We start from the raw sequence: 16,776 nt of genomic DNA, 5'->3' as shown, positions 1-16,776 counted from the left end.
GCGTGAACGTAGTCGCTTACTGAATGTGCGACCCGGAGTACATGCCAGTCCTGTCACTTTTAAACTGTCTGTTCAATATTGCGATCTGGCCGAGATGATACGCGTGATGCTGGGCAAGCCCGGCCAGAGTCTGTCTGAATGAAACGGGGGCCGGCAATTCTTCTTCATAAGGCACCACGTCATTCATTCTTTCTTCAGGCACCTCATTGATCACCGACAGCAAGCCCTTATGCGCAGTTTGAAGCTCTGCGATAAGTTCCGGCCAGCTGTTTCCCTGTGCGGCCGGCCAGTCACCCCGGTCGGGGTCCGTTCCAATTTTGCCGCGCAGCCTTGCTGTAACTTCTTCAGTCCAGGCAATCATATGCAAAAGCAGTTCGGCCATGCTGTGTGCCTCCCCTATCTTTTCAAAAGCGTATGAAGGATCTACCTGACTGAGAATATCAGTAACAGAGGAGCCATACCAGGGATGTCCGTTCATCACCTGGTCGAGTTCATGTATAATATCCGCTTTCATGACAATAACCTTTTAACAGCATCCGCACAATTCATGCCATCAATGGCGGCAGAAACGATACCGCCTGCATAACCTGCACCTTCTCCGCACGGAAACAAGCCTCTTACCTGGGGATGCTGCAACGACTCGCGGTCGCGCGGGATCCTTACCGGAGAGGAGGTCCTCGACTCTACACCAACCAGAATGGCTTCATTTGTATAATAGCCTTTCATTTTCTTTCCAAAAGCAGGGAGCGCATCGCGAAGCCGGCTGTGCACCATATCAGGCAGCACCTCGCCAAGTTCGGCGCTTCTGGTGCCCGGCAGATAGGAATTTATAGGGAGGGTATCAGAAAGCTTACCGTTTACGAAGTCAATCATTCGCTGCGCGGGTGCGACAAGTCCGCCGCCTCCTGCCTCCCATGCCTTCCTTTCAACAGAAGCCTGAAAGTCGAGCAGGCAAAAGGGATCGTCGGGGTCCGCCATGTCCTCTAGATTAATCTGCACAACCGTCCCCGAGTTAGCGTAAGGATTATTCCGCCTGGATGGTGACCATCCGTTCACCACAATCTCTTCAGGCTCAGTTGAACAGGGAGCGATAATGCCGCCTGGGCACATACAAAAGGAAAAGACCCCGCGCTGGCCTACCTGCTCTACCAAACTGTAATAAGATGGGGGAAGATAAGGATCGCGCGTAGTACAGTGATATTGCGCCTGGTCGATGACAGTCTGGGGATGTTCAATCCGAACGCCAAGAGCAAAGGGCTTCGGTTCCACCAGGATGTTTGATTTCCTGAGCAGGTGAAAGACGTCACGGGCAGAATGTCCGGTGGCCAGAATAAGCGCTTCCCCATCTATGGTCATGCCCCCGGCTGTCTTCACCCCTTTCACCTCCCCGCCTGATAGCACAAAGTCGGTTACCTTACAGTCGAAGTGCACCTCCCCACCTGCATTCAGGATACTTTCCCTGATTGCGGTGATGATATTGGGAAGTTTATTGGTTCCAATATGCGGACGGGCATCAACCAGGATATCTTCTGCGGCTCCGTGTGCAACAAACGTTTTGAGCACGTACTGGACATCGCCTCTCTTATTTGACCGCGTGTACAGCTTTCCATCCGAGTAAGTACCTGCTCCCCCTTCCCCGAAGCAATAGTTGGATTCAGGATTAACAACGCCATTCCGATTGATGGCTGCAAGGTCTCGACGACGTTGCCGCACATCCTTGCCCCGCTCCAGGATCACCGGCTTCAGTCCCTGTTCAATACACCTGAGGGCCGCGAACAAGCCTGCAGGACCTGCACCAACAATAATTACTCTTCTTTTGCCTGAAACGGAGGGATAGTTAACTAAAAAATGCTCCCGCGGCGCTTCCTCGTCAATAAAGGCCTGTACTTTCAGGCGATACACCACCTTCTTTCCCCGGGCATCGATAGACCTCTTTAGAACCTTAATGTCGTGAATGCGCTTTTGTGTAATTTTTAGTACTTGTGCCGTTGTACTATAGAGAAATGACGTGTCGGCAGTTTCGTGCGGGAGCAGCACGATTTCAACTTCTTTTATCATAAAATTGCCGGGTTTTTATCCCGGATAGTAACAAAGGTATGAAATTTGAACTCTAAGCCGTAAATTGAAAAAGTTTTAACCTTAAGACAACATGAAAAAAATACTGTATACAATTGCCGGATTATTAGCAATTTTTTCCTTCTCTTCGTGCGATTACAATGGAATGGTAAAGCTGGATGAGCAGGTGCAGGGACAATGGGCTCAGGTACAGAACGTCTACCAGCGCCGGGCCGATCTTATCCCCAATCTTGTTAACACGGTAAAAGGGGCGGCTAACTTTGAAAAAGAAACGCTCACCCAGGTAGTGGAGGCACGTGCGAAAGCAACATCGATTACCGTAGACCCTGACAAGTTGACACCAGAAAATATCCAGAAGTTTCAGAGCGCGCAGGGAGAACTAAGTACCGCTCTTGGCCGCCTTCTTTCGGTGACGGAAAACTATCCTGAGCTGAAAGCTAACGCGAATTTCCAGGAGTTGCAGGCGCAAATCGAGGGAACAGAAAACCGGATCACGGTAGAGCGCCAAAAGTTCAATGAACTGACACAGCAGTATAACGCCAAGATCCGTTCCTTTCCAAACAATCTCACTGCCGGGATGTTCGGATTCGAGAAAAAGGGATATTTCCAGGCAGATGCAAGTGCTCAAAAAGCGCCTGAAGTAAAGTTCTAAACAACAAGGGCAGAAACAGATTGGCCTATAAGACCAGGGCCGGATACGGTCCTGGCCGCGCTTATAAGCTGAAGATACAAACGAAAATAAAATTGGCTGCCTGCCTTTAGGCCATCAATGCTTAAAAGCGGTCGCACATGGCCTTCAAAGGATACTGATTCAAAAAAATTCATGAGCTGTACGCTCAAACGAAAGTTGAATGAGTGTTCTTCCTGGCCTTAAAAAAGCAAATGTACCTTCAAGAAGAACATTCATAGGCTGTACGCACAAACGGAGATGAAAGTTAGATAAACAGATACACTTTCACAAAAAAACACAAAGCATGGCACTCTTTTCAGAACAGGAACAAGAACAAGTGAGACTCGCTATCGAAGCGGCAGAGCGGAATACCTCCGGCGAAATCAGGGTGTGCGCGGAGAAAAACTGCAAAGGCGACCCTATTGAAAGGGCCACCTCCTACTTCTACAAAGTTGGCATGGACAAGACGACTTTAAAAAACGGCGTTCTTATCTATATTGCCACGGAAGACCGGAAATTCGCTATCATTGGCGACAGCGGCATTAATGAACTTGTTCCTGACGACTTCTGGGAATCGACCAAAGTAGCCATGCTCGAAAAGTTTAAATCTGAAAAGCTTGCAGAGGGGCTTGTAACGGGCATCACAATGGCAGGAGAAAAACTCAAGGAGTTCTTTCCTTATCTGGAAGGCGACAAAAATGAATTGCCCGACGAAATATCCTTTATGTAGACTATATTGCTGCCGGCCTGGGGTGGCCACAGTCAAAAGCTAAGACATTGAAAAAACAGATCCTATTCATATTACTATTCTGTACGCTGCTCAGTCCGCTTTTCGCACAGGACTTTCCGGCGAAACCGGACCGGCTGGTAAATGACTACACCAATACGCTTTCATCTGAAGAAACAGAGCAACTTGAACGCAAACTGGTCGCCTTTGATGACTCCACATCTACCCAGGTGGCGGTTGTACTTATGCGCTCAGTGGGAGGATATGATATATCCGACTATGCAGCCCGCCTGGCGGAACAGTGGGGCGTTGGCCGGGGGAAAAAGAATAACGGCGTAATCCTCCTCGCCGCCCTTGACGATCGCAAGGTGACCATTCAGACGGGCTATGGCGTTGAAGGAGCGTTGCCCGATGCCATCGCAAAGCGAATAATAGAGAACGAGTTAAAGCCGGGGTTCCGCGAAGGTAATTACTATAAGGGACTGGACCGCGCTACCGATGCCATTATTGCTTATACCAAAGGTGAGTATACGAATGACGAGCCGAAGCGCAGAAAAGGCTCAGGCGGCTTTCCCATTGGGCTTATTATTCTTATCGTTGCTATTGTGATCCTGCTTGGCAGACGGGGAGGCGGAGGCGGAGGCGGCGGCCGGGTAATTGGTGGCCGAGGTGGTGCCGACATCTTCTGGTGGACCCTCCTCTCAGGAATGGGCCGGGGCGGAGGTCGTGACAGCGGAGGCTTCGGCGGAGGATTTGGAGGCGATGGAGGCGGTTTCGGAGGCTTCGGCGGAGGACGCTTTGGCGGAGGCGGTGCAAGTGGCAGCTGGTAACTATAACTTGAACAAGTATGATTCGTAAAGACTTTATTGAGGCCGAGATTCAGAAATTGAATCAGATCCTCGCCCGGATAATGGGCTTGAAAAACGACGGAAATATCGAAGAGGCAAAAGAGGAAGCACTGCAGACGCTGAGCGACAGCTTTGAGCTGCCCGCTGCAACGCTGACAGGCCTGTCTGCAGAGGAGTTTGAAACCTGGGCAAGGGAACGGCAGTTTTCAGCCGAAAAGCTGAACCTCCTGGGGCAGTACCTTTTCGAAAGCGTTTATCCTTTCGAAGAAACAGATGAGACGTTTGCTACGCTGGGTAAAACAATTGCGGTATTGAACCTCCTTGAGACCGAGCATCATCAGCAATCGCTCGATAATATCAGCAGAAGAGAACAGATCAATCATTTTTTGAGCAGAAGGCAGTATGAGTGATAGTATGAAGTGGGAAAAGTTATCGTCCCGCTATCTTGTAAAAGAAAAATGGGCAACCCTCCGGGTGGATGCCTGTAAAATGCCCGATGGCACAATTATAGACGACTACTACGTACTTGAATATCCTGACTGGGTGAATGCCGTGGCTGTTACTGAAGATAATGAAGTCATTTTGATCAGACAGTACCGCCATGCTTCAGGAGAAGTGATCCTGGAAGTTCCGGGCGGATGCATTGATCCCGGAGAAAGTCCGGAGGAAGCAGTTAAACGCGAGCTGCTCGAAGAGACCGGCTATGCATTCAGCACCATCGAACCGATGGGAACGGTATATGCCAATCCGTCCACGTCAGCCAATAAAACGCATAGCTTTCTTCTTACAGGGGGAAAAAAGTGCAGGAGCAGCACCTTGACGGCAGGGAAGAAATACAAGTATTGAAAGTGAGTATTGCCGAGCTTAAAGAACTGTTTGTACAGAACAAATTTCCTCAGGCTCTCCATGTGACGGCAATTGCCTACGGCCTGATGAAGCTTGGGCATTTAAAGTAATTTCGGCTTAAATGGAGGTTCAGGACATATTTATATATCCCGTTAAGTCTCTTGGTGGAATCAGGTGCAGGCAGGCGAATGCCCTTCAACGGGGATTTCAATACGACAGGCGCCTCATGCTCATTGACGAGACCGGCACCTTTATCACACAACGAATTGAACACCGGCTCGCACTGCTGTCAACGCAAGTAAACGAGTCGGAGGTCACTATATCCCATAAGCAGAACCCGCAGGAGCAGCTTTCTATTCCGCTTGTCACCCCGACAGGAACGAAGCTTAGCGTTTCCATTTGGGACGACCGCGTTAGCGCATTGTCGGTAAGTGAAGAGGCAGACGAGTGGTTTACTCGCTTCCTGGGAAGAGCATGCAAGCTGGTACTCATGCCTGAGGATGGACAACGACCCGTGGATGTGAGATACGCCGAGCACGAGGAGCACGTGAGCTTCGCCGATGCCTTTCCGTTTTTACTGATCGGCCAGGGATCGTTGGACGATCTGAACAGCCGCCTTGATCAGCCTGTTCCAATGAACAGGTTCAGACCCAACCTGGTGGTATCAGGCGCCGCCCCTTTTGAGGAAGACTCCTGGGCAAGGATTCAAATTGGTGAAGTAGAATTTAAAGTGGCAAAACCCTGTGCCCGCTGTATTCTTACAACTGTAGACCAGAATACTGCTATCAAAGGGAAAGAGCCGTTGCTCACGCTTTCAACTTACAGAAAACAGAACAACAAGATCCTCTTCGGACAAAATCTCATCGCTCTCAGTGAGGGAATAATAAGAGAGAATGATCCGGTAACAATTCTCTCCCGGAAGTAGAAAAAAGGCGAAAGGATCAATCCCTTCGCCTGTCGCCTTCTTATTGCTGCGTCTTTAATTTATCTTGTAATTCTTTAATAGGATAAGATATCATTCTTCCTACCGGCTTATTTCCACGGTAGGTCACCATCTTGAGCATCACCGCATCCTTAGGCGCAGTTAGCACACCTGTGTATTTCGGATAAAACCGGTCAGGGAATGAATTGTCGAAGGTGTAATAGATGTCAAGTCCGCTCACCTCCGTACTCAGATAGATCTGTAACTTTTTGTCGGGACTGGTGCTGGTACGAATGATCGGGTCGTATACACTCGGAGCGTACTTTATTTCCGCCTCGTCAAAGCGGCCAAAGTGTTTTTCAACCCGGCTAAAGAAGTAGTCCCAGTTCTTCTTGCCTTTTGGCGTCCAGAGAGACTCTGAAATAGCAAAAGCGCGCGGCCACGTCATGTACTGGGCATGCCTCATGTTGTAAACCTGTTCCGTCCACAAATTTGCTTGTCCACCCTTGATATACTGGCCATCAACACTGTCAGGAAGCGGCTCAAACTGATATGCTTTGCTCAGCCTGAGGGTGGCGTACACCTTCGGCTCAATAGCGGCGTCGCCCTGCATATAGTCGAGGTAGGCAAATGTTGTAGGACTCATTACCACTTCGTGCTTCTGCTTAGCGGCCTCTATTCCACCCTTCATCCCCCGCCAGCTCATTACGGCAGCGCTGGGGGCCAGACCTCCTTCCAGGATCTCATCCCAGCCCATAAACTTCTTCCCCTTCGAGATCACGATCTTTTCGAGCCTCTTTTCAAAATAGGCCTGGACCTCTTCCATCGTCTTCAGGTTGTTCTGCTGGGCCAGGTTCTTAATCGCTTCGTTCTGTTCCCAGAAGTTCTTGGCACATTCATCGCCCCCCATGTGAATATATTCAAACGGAAACAACTGCGCAACTTCGCCCACTACCTTGTCGAGGAACTCATACACCTTTTCATTTGCCGGACAGAGCGTATTATCTACCAGCGCCCTTGGAGGAGCTCCATGCGACCAGTCCATGATCTTCTCACCCGATCTTACCCTATACTGCGAAGCTTCCGGCGTGCAGCTGAGTTCAGGATAAGAAGATACGGCAGCCAGGCTATGACCCGGCACATCGATCTCAGGAAGAATATTTACATAGCGCTCCCTGGCATATTGAACCAGCTCCCTTATATCGTCCTGCGTGTAAAAACCACCATAGTTGCGCGGTTCATCAGGAGCAGGAGGGTCAAATGTTCCAAAATAGCCTACCTTCTTCACATTCCACGCTCCAACTTCGGTCAGCTTTGGATAACTCTTAATCTCTATTCTCCATCCCTCATCATCAGTAAGATGCAGATGCAGCAAGTTAAACTTGTAGCGGGCCATCTGATCAATGTACTGTTTCACATCCTCCTTGCCGAAAAAGTGCCGTGCAACGTCAAACATCAGGCCCCTCCATCCAAAGCGCGGATAGTCGGTTATGGTGACCAGAGGTAACCGCCACTTTACGTCTTCCTGTACCTCTGAACTTTCAATTTCCTTTGGCAATAGCTGGAGCAGGGACTGCACGCCATAAAAGAGACCTGCAGGCTCATTTGCGCTGACCATGACGTGCGCCGAAGTTACCCTTAGTCTGTAGCCCTCACTTCCCAGTTGTTTATCTTTATCAGAAAGCAGAGAGAGCTGGATAGTAGCCGACTCTGCCGACGAGCTGAGCACAACCGGCTTCCCTGTACTTCTGAGCTTGTCTTTCAGATACTCGCCGACGTTCATCGGCTCCTGCCCGCCCCTGGCCCTGATTACGATCCGGGAGGGCAGAACCAGCGATCCTTCGGCTGATACAACGCTTACAGGTTCCGGAATAATGGAAATTTTACCTGCTGTTTTTTGGGCCGTCGCTGTTAAACCTGCAACAAACAAGACAACGGCCAGCATAAATGACTTTAAGGAAGACATGATAATTGATTAACGTGTGTTTTGATTAAAAAGGGGAAGATAGGACCTTTCTGCTAATTATCAAAAAAACGGGCTGCGACTGGGTACGCGAAACTGGTAGAAAGTCTGAGAACTAACACCGAAACAGCGCCTTCCTGATCAGATTTGCATACAGGCTACAGTCCGGGTACTGCCTCCGCAGCTTAGCTCGCGCATCTGCGTTGGAGCGGGCAATAGAAAACTGGCAGCAGTAACCCCAGCCTGGCCATATTACCCTTCATTTCCCGCCCGAGAGCTCTACTGTGCGGCAAGCACCTGTTCAAGCCTGAACAAAATGAAACAGGAGGTAACTATTTTAAAAAAAGGACGGTATAAGTAAAGCGAAGATGGAAATGCCGCGCACCCGGATAAGCCTGAAAAAGGATTTATGAGCCTGGCTCATGAACCCGAACAAAAGGAACTTGAAGGTACTAAGCGAAGCGATCTGACCGCGGCTTTTATGAAACCTTCTGCAATCTGAATGAAAGTACACCGCAGGAAACACGAACATGTAAGCTTGGGAGCATTTAGAACTTAAAATGAACACATGCGAATACGAACTGTAAAGATTCCTGTTTACTTTTTGTTGCTTGGCGTCTTTTGGGCAATAAGCAGCGATCCGGTCATAACAGCTCTGGCCAGCCATCACGAATTCAACATTCAGGACTCCATCAGGGGCTTTAACGACCTCCTGTTCGTGATCCTCACCACTATTTTTCTTTATTTTCAAATCAGACGAGAGCACCGGAAGCTCGAGCAATCAGAAAAACAGTACCGTGATTTGTTCAGTTCTAATCCTAACCCGATGTGGATTTACGAGGTGGACTCGAGGAAATTCATTGAAGTAAACACGGCGGCTATCTTGAAATACGGCTATAGCCGGCGAGAGTTCCTGGAAATGACCATCATGGATATCCGACCCAGGGAGGAGATCGGGAAACTGGAGGACGCAATAAAGATAGGCGAAACGACTATGTCCGACGGCTTCCTCTGGGAGCATCGCACAAAATCAGGCGACAGGATGGTGGTTTCCATAACCTCGCACCGCATTTATTTCAACAACAAGTACTGCAGTATGGTAATGGTGACCGACGTAACAGAAGCAGTAAACAGCAAACGAAAGCTGGAGCAGTCACTGGCAAAGGAAAAGCAGCTGAACGATCAGCTGGCAGAAAGCATCAGTCAAACAAGGAAGGCACATGAAGAAAGCCGTAAAATGGCCGAAGTGATCAATAAAATCAACAACCTGGTGATTATGATCGATCCGAAGGGGAACATTATATGGGTAAATCAGGCATTCTCTGCCTTTACCGGTTACTCTCTTGAGGAGGCCGCGGGCAGAAAAGCCAGCGAAATCCTTTTTGGCCCCAAAACGGATATGCAGACAGTCGCTTTAATAGTCGACGCCCTTGCTCAGCGGAGGTTCTTTCATGGAGAACTCCTTAACTACAAAAAAAACGGAGAAGAGTACTGGACACAAATGAACATCTCCCCTATTCTTGACCCCTCCGGACAGCTCGATTTTTTTATTTCCGTGGAGACCGTCGTTACTGAGCAAAAAGAAAAAGAATTCACACTGAACCTGCATTACAAAGCCTTCCGAGAAATCGCCTGGACCATTTCGCATGAAACGAGACGACCTCTGGCTTCTATCCTCAGTTTGATGGCACTCCTGAAGGAGCAGCTTACAGAAAATGAACAAAAAGAACTCCACGGCCTCCTAGAAAGGTGCTCCGCGGAGCTCGATACTATCATTGTTGACAATATCAGAAAAATCAACGCACTCGAAGGAAGCATCACGGCTGGCCGGGACGAAGACAAATCAAAGCAGATCTGTCATTAAACGTTTCCATATAATTCAGTACATGCACAAAATCCTTACTTTTGCACATGCACGATACTATTCTGGTAATAGGCGCCAACGGACAAATCGGAACCGAGCTGGTAGCTGAACTACGAACCATATACGGCGATAATAAGGTGATCGCCTGCGACATCCGCCGGCCCGACTACGACACCCGTAACGCAGGCCCTTTCGAGTTTGTAAATGTACTCGACAAAGACAATCTCAAAGATATCTGTCAGAAGTATAAGCCTACCATGATCTATCTTCTTGCGGCCATACTCTCGGCTACGGGCGAGCAAAATCCGAAGCTTGCATGGGACCTGAACATGAACGGCCTTTTAAATGTCCTCGACTTTGCAATTGAGTTTAACGTGAGGAAAGTGTACTGGCCCAGTTCGATCGCCGTCTTTGGCCCCAACTCTCCAAAGGATCATACGAGCCAGTACTGTGTTATGGACCCCAACACGGTCTATGGAATCAGTAAACTGGCGGGAGAGCGCTGGTGCGAATACTACTTCAGAAAACATGGACTTGACGTGCGGAGCCTGAGGTATCCTGGACTGATCAGCTGGAAAGCTGCCCCTGGGGGCGGGACAACAGATTATGCTGTCCACATTTTCCACGACGCCTTAAAGAAAAGCAGCTACAGCTCCTTTCTTTCAGCCGACACCAGGTTGCCCATGATGTACATGGATGACGCGATAAGAGGAACCATTGAACTGATGGAGGCACCAGCCGACCGGCTGACCATACGGTCCAGCTATAACTTCTCAGGCATGGACTTCACGCCTGAAGAACTTGCTGCGGAAATTCGCGTGCATATCCCCTCCTTTACACTGGGTTACGTTGCTAACGATCCGAGACAGGCCATCGCCGATAGCTGGCCGCGTTCAATTGACGACAGCTATGCGCGAAACGACTGGAACTGGGCAACCAGGTTTGACATGAGCCGGACAACGGAAGAAATGCTGAAGCATCTGCGGAAATAGATTTTATTATTAAGTTTGGAACTTTTAGGCCCTGCCAATACAGGTCCCCTTATTTACTTTTAATATACACTTTACATATATGGGAAGAGCTTTTGAATTCCGTAAAGAAAGAAAATTTAAACGCTGGGCCAAGATGGCTGTCCAGTTCACCCGTCTGGGAAAAGAAATTGCAATAGCGGTGAAGTCGGCCGGGCCTCATCCGGAAACGAATGCACGCCTGCGGACAGCGATCCAGAATGCGAAAGCGGTAAACATGCCTAAAGACCGGGTAGAAGCAGCTATAAAAAGAGCATCAAGCAAGGAAGATAAAGACTACGAAGAAATTGTATACGAAGGCTACGCGCCCCACGGAGTGGCCATCCTTGTGGAAACTGCCACCGACAATACAAACAGAACAGTAGCCAATGTTCGCAGTTACTTTAACAAGGTGGGCGGAACGCTGGGCAAGACCGGTTCACTCGACTTCGTCTTCAGCCGCAAATCAGTATTCCGGTTTGAGCCAGGCCAGGTGGATCTTGAAGAGCTTGAGCTTGAACTGATCGATGCAGGACTGGAGGAGCTATTTGTTGAAGCGGACGAAGAAGGAAATGACGTTGCCGTTATCCATACAGCCTTTGAAGATTTCGGTAAAATGCAAAAGGCTCTTGAAGAGAAGGGGATAGAGGTAAAGAGTGCCAAACTTGAGCGCATCGCTTTGTCTACAACAGAGGTTACAGAGGAACAGGCTGCCGACGTACTCAAACTTTTAGATAAGCTGGAAGAGGACGACGACGTACAGGCTGTCTATCACAATATGGCAGAGTAACCGGGGCAAAAGGATCTGATTGCGCCCCTCTGGAAAAGAACAGACGTCGCTATCAGATCCTTCCGTTGCCAGGAGGATATATATGACTTTCGAAGAATTTTTTGCAAAGAAGAAGATTGATCTGCAACAGCTTGAAAAAGCTGACCATGCTCTTTATACTGAGTTCAAAACCCACTTCTCTCAAATGGGAGAAAAGAGTTTCGACCATAGCAAGAAATTCTGGTTTAACAAGCTGAGGCATCTGTACCGTTTACAGGAATCTCCCAAAGAAGTGCTGAAGCAGGCGGAAACGAGCATTGCATCTCAATCCGAATCACTCTCCTCTCCCACCATTGAACAAGCGGCCCCGGCAGCTAAAGTCTCAGGCTTTAAGCCCAGGTTCAAAGCTGCAGCGACAAAAACAGAAGATCCTGAAGCTGTAACGCCTCCCGACAGCGGCCCTCAGGAGGCAAAACATACAGCGCCTTCAGGTACTAGACCAGCATTTAAGCCCAGAAATGTCAAGCCGGTTTCCGGAACACCTTCAGAAGATGCACAAAAGGTAGAAAGTCGCCCGGGACAAACAGAGGTATCAGGCACGCCAGTGGTAAGCTCGCCCGAAAACAGTGATCAAAAAACAGCGGGATATAAACCACGATTTGCAGCACGGAACATTCCTGAAAGTCCCTCGGGCGCAGCGGAACAGACAGGGCATACAGTAGAGCAGCAGCATCAAAAGGAAGATCAGAAAGGAGAGCCCAGCCTTCCGGAACCAGCAAAAGAAGCTCCGAAAGAGGCAGAAAACGCAAGACCAGCATACAAGCCACGCTTTAATATGAAAAATACCAGGCCCGCCGCTCAGGAACAACAGGAGAGTAAGCAGGAGAACGCAGAGACGGCAGTGCCCCAGGAAAACAGAACCAAAAAAGAGGAAGATAAAGACCCGGAGAAGCCTTCTGATTCAGATGTGATAAACGAATCTCCTAAACCAGCATATAAACCGAGGTTCAATATAAAGAATATAAAGCCGAAGCCCGACGCGGAGCAATAAAAAAGGATCTTCATAACGGCACGGCAGCGTGAACGTCCGGCTTACATAAACAGTTCTTTGTTCCTGAAGCTATATCCTCTCAGGATCCTGCCCGCCGAGCCGCTCTTCACAAACTCCTGAAGCTGCTGAAGATGGCGCTCATGGTGAAGATCAGTACCCACCAGGTCGATCAGGCCTTCTTTTAGCAGACTTAACGCTACCTGCCTCACTGCCTTACCGTAATACCCGGCAAGCGACAGAAGGTTGAGCTGAAGGAGACACCCTCTGTCACGCAGCCTCCGGTATTGCTGGTAGTTATTATGATAATACACATAGCGCTCGGGATGCGCCAGCACAGGCTTGTATCCTTTGATGTACAGGTCAAAAATATAACGTTCCACCTTCGGCGTCTCTACCTGGTATGACATCTCAACCAGAACATATGTCCCCCCCAGACAAAGCAACTTTCCCTCCTCAAGAATTGAATTAAAGTCGGGATCTAGCATATACTCTGCGGCAGCTGAGACTTGCACATCCACAGCTTGCCGCTTAAGTTCTGCTTTAAGCTCCCAGGCGGCAGCGCCAATGGTATCAGGGGTATTGGGATATATTTCGGTAAAGACGTGGGGAGTGCAGATAAACTTCTCAATTCCGAGTTCGTTGAGCGAACGGATGTACCGGGCAGAAGACGGAGCATCAGAAACACCATCGTCAATTCCCGGGATCAGGTGAGAATGAATATCTACGCCCATCCATTCGAGAGTCTTCTCTGCCGGTTGTCGAAAAAAAATGAAAACATGGATCACCTGTCATTTGTACGTCCGCAAATCGGCTTACTTCAGTGTGTACCTGCGGCATACAATGCTTTTCTTTAGTAGCCCTCTTTCCGGAGCGTCAAAGATACGGATAATAGATAAAAGAAAAGACCTTCAGGCCCTGGCGAAAGGGACTAAAGGTCTTTAGTACGGAGACAGCAGCCTCCAGGGCAGACTTGCGCAGTCCGCTAAAGGTCGTCGCCGTCCTTGATCATTTCTTCTTCCTCGGCGAGCACTCCGTTCTTTGTGACAAGGAGCGTGCCCTGCATATATTTTTCATTATGCTGAGTGGCATCCAGACCAATTTCCTCTTCTTCCTGAGAAACACGAAGCGGCTGGATCAGGTTAATCACTTTGAATATCACAAAAGACACAGTGAAGCTATAAGCCACCGCAATACACATAGCCTTTAGCTGGGTAAAGAAAAACTCGGGATTTCCATAAAACCAGCCGTCAGCACCAGCGCTGTTCACTGACTTGGTAGCAAAAATCCCCGTGAGGAGCATTCCCACCATTCCGCCGAGACCGTGACAGGCGAAAACGTCAAGCGTGTCGTCAATCTTCGAATTGGTTATCTTGTGCGCCACGACATTGGAAATAATTGCCGCAATAAAGCCGATGAAAATACTTTGTGGAATCGCGACAAATCCAGCTGCCGGCGTGATGGCTACCAGACCTACTACGGCGCCGATACAAAAGCCCAGCACAGATGGTTTCTTTCCTTTTATGACATCAAAAAACATCCATGCAAGCCCGGCGGCACCGGCGGCGGTATTAGTAGTGGCAAATGCAGACACTGCCAGCGCATTGGCACCCAAGGCAGATCCGGCGTTAAAACCAAACCAGCCAAACCAAAGAAGACCGGTACCGATCAGAACATAAGGAATATTGGCAGGGGGAACTTCCTTTTTCTCAATATGTGCCCTGCGGCGCTTTAGGACGAGCGCTCCCGCGAGGGCGGCACAGCCGGCCGAAATATGAACCACTGTTCCTCCGGCAAAGTCAAGCGCCCCCATTTTAAAGAGAAAACCATCCGGGTGCCAGCTCCAGTGAGCCAGAGGCGCATAAACAAACAGGCAGAAGAGAGCAATAAATGTAATGTACGAGGTAAAGCGGATCCTTCCTGCTACTGCTCCCACCACAAGTCCAGGCGTGATAATGGCGAACATTAACTGAAACACAGAAAAGAGGGTAAACGGTATGGTAGGGGCACCGGCCCAGGGAGCGCCTGAGTTAACACCCTTATAGAAGAGATAGGTAGTAGGGTCGCCTATAATTCCGTTCAAAGATGGACCGAAGGCCATACTAAAACCGACAACGATCCAGAGAACCGTAACGATACCTGCAGCAACGACACTTTTGATCATGGTAGAAAGAACGTTCTTCCGGTGAACCATCCCCCGTAAAAAAATGCCAGTCCTGGCGTCATCAGAAATACGAGGGCGGTAGAAACGAGAACCCACGCAATGTCGGCACCATTATAGATTTTTCCTCCGTCATCGAAGTGAGGGAGTGACGGGATAAAGATTGAAGCGCACGCCGCCGCTACAAGAAGCATAAACGGAACCGTCTGTTTAACTACACTTTTACTCATTTTGCATACATTTTATATTCTTCTCTATCAAAATTACTTATAAAACCACGACAAATACAACAAAAATCAAACAAAAATTCAAGAACACCCATCAAAATCCAAATTTTACCTTCGATAATTGAAAAATAACTAACAAAACCAAACAAAATTACTCAAAAAGAATAAACAACAGCGAAGGAAAACTGCGAGGCGCGCTTAGAATCTTTAAGACCAGAGGAAAAACTCGAATTATTTTTAGAAAAAACACGATCAGATGAACTATCCAGACGAACTTCAGGAATAAACGTAAGCCCTCCCGACTTTAAATTTGCCGATAAAGTCAGGGCAGCCACAGACGCCCCTTCTGCAGTTAAACCATCCGCAATTACATCCTTGACTTTAAAATACTCACCACGAAGACCAAGGGCGCAACTTGCAGAAAAGGCATACTGCGGATAAAGCGCTACCCCCGAATAACCCCCATTGTCCGCGGGAAGCGAGTAGTCGGCCGCGTTCAGACCCAGCTTGAATGACTCACTAATCTGATAGGCGGTAGTAAGGTCTACTATTGTACCCGAACCAAGAACTGCGGATCCCGCCACTCCAGGATCATCACCAGACGCAGGAATAGCAGCAGACCGCCCTGTAAGAACGTTAATATAGGCCGACCAGCCCTTCACCGGCGAAAGAAATAACTGAGCTCCAAAATGCGAGACACCGTTAAAATCCCTGTACGTATTCCAATCATTAAAAAGCCCCACCATCAGACCTAATTTATCCGAGAAAGCATAATTGGCTTTAATTCCCGCATTCTGAAAAGGACCACTTGTAAAGAGATAAGAAGTTGAATAGTTAAAATTCCCGGCCGGGGAAATAACTTCATAACCAACAAAGGTGCCCATATACCCCCCGGTAAGAGAAAACTTCTCAGACAAGGCATAGGTCATGTACAAATTCTGAACATGGAAAGTATTACCATCCGTTCCATCGCCATTCGGTATCGACTGATACTGCCCCCTGGGACCAAAAGCAACCTCCCCTACAAACGAAGCCTTCCCTGTCGACTTTTTCAAAGCCACATCGATCATACCAAGCGAGACTGAATTATTATCCGAAGCAAAAGATGTTGGAATATTGCCACTCCCGCCCTTGATGCGGGCGAAGTCATACTTATAATAAGCATCTACAGATCCGGAAATAACCAGCGGAGAGACACTGGCACTATCCTGAGCAAATAAGCGCGTACCAGTAGCAACAAAAACACCAGAAAAACAAAGACATTTAGCTAAAAATCTGATCATAATTTATATTTTTTGGTTATAAACGAAACTTTATAGGAAAGAAACCGGACTAATAACAAACAAAAACGGACAAAACCGCAAAAAAGAACCAAAAAAGACAAACTGTAGCGCTATATACTAAACCTTTTTTTATAAAGATATAAAAAATCAGAAAAATCAAAATATTTCTAAACAAAAAACAGAATTAATGCAAAATAAAAGTCAATAATTTACACAAACGAAAGACAAAAGAAACAAACAGCCCTTTTCGCACTTACCATTCCCCTAAGTCCTGAATTCGGAAAGAAATAGCCGCTCAGCCTTAGATCAGTCAATACCAGCAGTTTAAGGCAGAACAATTATTTTCTTCGGCGAAAAATATTAGC

15 protein-coding genes and 1 pseudogene are annotated in these 16,776 nt (G+C 48.3%); 10 read left to right on the top strand and 6 right to left on the bottom strand.

The window, feature by feature from the left end:
- Positions 1–16: 16 nt before the first annotated feature.
- On the bottom strand, positions 17–514 hold the full coding sequence (locus ACES2C_RS09710; RefSeq protein WP_374166743.1) for a DinB family protein: 498 nt from the start codon (positions 512–514) through the stop codon (positions 17–19).
- The gene (locus ACES2C_RS09705) at positions 511–2,058 is read right to left on the bottom strand and encodes an NAD(P)/FAD-dependent oxidoreductase (RefSeq protein ID WP_374166742.1); all 1,548 of its coding nucleotides are present in this window, start codon (positions 2,056–2,058) and stop codon (positions 511–513) included. The genes ACES2C_RS09710 and ACES2C_RS09705 overlap by 4 nt, the downstream gene beginning before the upstream one ends.
- A 91-nt stretch (positions 2,059–2,149) precedes the next feature.
- Here ACES2C_RS09705 and ACES2C_RS09700 point away from each other — a divergent pair, with 91 nt between their 5' ends.
- The 6 genes from ACES2C_RS09700 to ACES2C_RS09675 all read left to right on the top strand — a co-directional run bounded on the left by ACES2C_RS09700 (position 2,150) and on the right by ACES2C_RS09675 (position 6,092).
- Positions 2,150–2,728, top strand: a complete 579-nt coding sequence (locus ACES2C_RS09700; RefSeq protein WP_374166741.1) for a LemA family protein — start codon at positions 2,150–2,152, stop codon at positions 2,726–2,728.
- 322 nt (positions 2,729–3,050) lie between these two features.
- Positions 3,051–3,476 carry a TPM domain-containing protein gene (locus tag ACES2C_RS09695; protein ID WP_374166740.1) on the top strand — a complete coding sequence of 142 codons (426 nt, stop codon included), beginning with the start codon at positions 3,051–3,053 and terminating at the stop codon, positions 3,474–3,476.
- A gap of 47 nt (positions 3,477–3,523) precedes the next feature.
- The gene (locus ACES2C_RS09690; protein ID WP_374166739.1) at positions 3,524–4,303 is read left to right on the top strand and encodes a YgcG family protein; all 780 of its coding nucleotides are present in this window, start codon (positions 3,524–3,526) and stop codon (positions 4,301–4,303) included.
- Positions 4,304–4,320: 17 nt separating this feature from the next.
- Positions 4,321–4,731, top strand: a complete 411-nt coding sequence (locus tag ACES2C_RS09685) for a hypothetical protein (RefSeq protein WP_374166738.1) — start codon at positions 4,321–4,323, stop codon at positions 4,729–4,731.
- Entirely contained in the window at positions 4,724–5,167 is a 444-nt protein-coding gene (locus ACES2C_RS09680; RefSeq protein WP_374166737.1) for an NUDIX hydrolase, read from the top strand. The genes ACES2C_RS09685 and ACES2C_RS09680 overlap by 8 nt, the downstream gene beginning before the upstream one ends.
- Before the next feature lie 121 nt (positions 5,168–5,288).
- Positions 5,289–6,092, top strand: a complete 804-nt coding sequence (locus tag ACES2C_RS09675) for an MOSC domain-containing protein (protein WP_374166736.1) — start codon at positions 5,289–5,291, stop codon at positions 6,090–6,092.
- A 40-nt stretch (positions 6,093–6,132) separates the two neighbouring features.
- Here ACES2C_RS09675 and ACES2C_RS09670 read toward each other — a convergent pair whose 3' ends face one another.
- A complete protein-coding gene (locus ACES2C_RS09670) occupies positions 6,133–8,055 on the bottom strand; it encodes a beta-N-acetylhexosaminidase (protein WP_374166735.1) in 1,923 nt (640 codons plus the stop codon).
- 565 nt (positions 8,056–8,620) lie between these two features.
- On the opposite strand from ACES2C_RS09670, the gene ACES2C_RS09665 reads away from it, so the two are divergent.
- The 4 genes from ACES2C_RS09665 to ACES2C_RS09650 all read left to right on the top strand — a co-directional run bounded on the left by ACES2C_RS09665 (position 8,621) and on the right by ACES2C_RS09650 (position 12,743).
- A complete protein-coding gene (locus ACES2C_RS09665) occupies positions 8,621–9,916 on the top strand; it encodes a PAS domain S-box protein (RefSeq protein WP_374166734.1) in 1,296 nt (431 codons plus the stop codon).
- A gap of 47 nt (positions 9,917–9,963) precedes the next feature.
- Positions 9,964–10,908 carry an NAD-dependent epimerase/dehydratase family protein gene (locus tag ACES2C_RS09660; RefSeq protein WP_374166733.1) on the top strand — a complete coding sequence of 315 codons (945 nt, stop codon included), beginning with the start codon at positions 9,964–9,966 and terminating at the stop codon, positions 10,906–10,908.
- 79 nt (positions 10,909–10,987) lie between these two features.
- Positions 10,988–11,713 (top strand): YebC/PmpR family DNA-binding transcriptional regulator, encoded by a 726-nt coding sequence (locus tag ACES2C_RS09655; RefSeq protein WP_374166732.1) that lies wholly within the window; start codon positions 10,988–10,990, stop codon positions 11,711–11,713.
- An 82-nt stretch (positions 11,714–11,795) separates the two neighbouring features.
- Entirely contained in the window at positions 11,796–12,743 is a 948-nt protein-coding gene (locus ACES2C_RS09650; protein ID WP_374166731.1) for a hypothetical protein, read from the top strand.
- A gap of 41 nt (positions 12,744–12,784) precedes the next feature.
- On the opposite strand, the gene ACES2C_RS09645 is transcribed toward ACES2C_RS09650, so the two are convergent.
- From ACES2C_RS09645 to ACES2C_RS09635, 3 genes and pseudogenes are all read right to left on the bottom strand, one after another.
- Complete coding sequence (locus tag ACES2C_RS09645) at positions 12,785–13,474, bottom strand: tyrosine-protein phosphatase (RefSeq protein ID WP_374166730.1); 690 nt, start codon at positions 13,472–13,474, stop codon at positions 12,785–12,787.
- Between the two features lie 251 nt (positions 13,475–13,725).
- Positions 13,726–15,131 (bottom strand): annotated as a pseudogene (locus ACES2C_RS09640) (ammonium transporter).
- 152 nt (positions 15,132–15,283) lie between these two features.
- Positions 15,284–16,411: an outer membrane beta-barrel protein gene (locus ACES2C_RS09635; RefSeq protein WP_374166729.1), complete on the bottom strand. Its 1,128-nt coding sequence runs from the start codon at positions 16,409–16,411 to the stop codon at positions 15,284–15,286.
- Positions 16,412–16,776: the final 365 nt, after the last annotated feature.

The sequence above is a fragment of the Arcticibacter sp. MXS-1 genome (genome assembly GCF_041902385.1).
In the GTDB taxonomy this organism is placed as follows: Bacteria; Bacteroidota; Bacteroidia; order Sphingobacteriales; family Sphingobacteriaceae; genus Arcticibacter.
The sequence above is the reverse complement of the archived record's forward strand: the minus strand, read 5'-3'. Positions and strand labels throughout refer to the sequence as shown.

What these genes read in the sequence shown, in the direction of transcription:
- ACES2C_RS09710 (WP_374166743.1), bottom strand. Translation starts at nt 514, where the DNA reads ATGAAAGCGGATATTATACATGAACTCGACCAGGTGATGAACGGACAT.
- ACES2C_RS09705 (WP_374166742.1), bottom strand. Translation starts at nt 2,058, where the DNA reads ATGATAAAAGAAGTTGAAATCGTGCTGCTCCCGCACGAAACTGCCGAC.
- ACES2C_RS09700 (WP_374166741.1), top strand. Translation starts at nt 2,150, where the DNA reads ATGAAAAAAATACTGTATACAATTGCCGGATTATTAGCAATTTTTTCC.
- ACES2C_RS09695 (WP_374166740.1), top strand. Translation starts at nt 3,051, where the DNA reads ATGGCACTCTTTTCAGAACAGGAACAAGAACAAGTGAGACTCGCTATC.
- ACES2C_RS09685 (WP_374166738.1), top strand. Translation starts at nt 4,321, where the DNA reads ATGATTCGTAAAGACTTTATTGAGGCCGAGATTCAGAAATTGAATCAG.
- ACES2C_RS09680 (WP_374166737.1), top strand. Translation starts at nt 4,724, where the DNA reads ATGAGTGATAGTATGAAGTGGGAAAAGTTATCGTCCCGCTATCTTGTA.
- ACES2C_RS09675 (WP_374166736.1), top strand. Translation starts at nt 5,289, where the DNA reads ATGGAGGTTCAGGACATATTTATATATCCCGTTAAGTCTCTTGGTGGA.
- ACES2C_RS09670 (WP_374166735.1), bottom strand. Translation starts at nt 8,055, where the DNA reads ATGTCTTCCTTAAAGTCATTTATGCTGGCCGTTGTCTTGTTTGTTGCA.
- ACES2C_RS09665 (WP_374166734.1), top strand. Translation starts at nt 8,621, where the DNA reads ATGCGAATACGAACTGTAAAGATTCCTGTTTACTTTTTGTTGCTTGGC.
- ACES2C_RS09660 (WP_374166733.1), top strand. Translation starts at nt 9,964, where the DNA reads ATGCACGATACTATTCTGGTAATAGGCGCCAACGGACAAATCGGAACC.
- ACES2C_RS09655 (WP_374166732.1), top strand. Translation starts at nt 10,988, where the DNA reads ATGGGAAGAGCTTTTGAATTCCGTAAAGAAAGAAAATTTAAACGCTGG.
- ACES2C_RS09650 (WP_374166731.1), top strand. Translation starts at nt 11,796, where the DNA reads ATGACTTTCGAAGAATTTTTTGCAAAGAAGAAGATTGATCTGCAACAG.
- ACES2C_RS09645 (WP_374166730.1), bottom strand. Translation starts at nt 13,474, where the DNA reads ATGGGCGTAGATATTCATTCTCACCTGATCCCGGGAATTGACGATGGT.
- ACES2C_RS09635 (WP_374166729.1), bottom strand. Translation starts at nt 16,411, where the DNA reads ATGATCAGATTTTTAGCTAAATGTCTTTGTTTTTCTGGTGTTTTTGTT.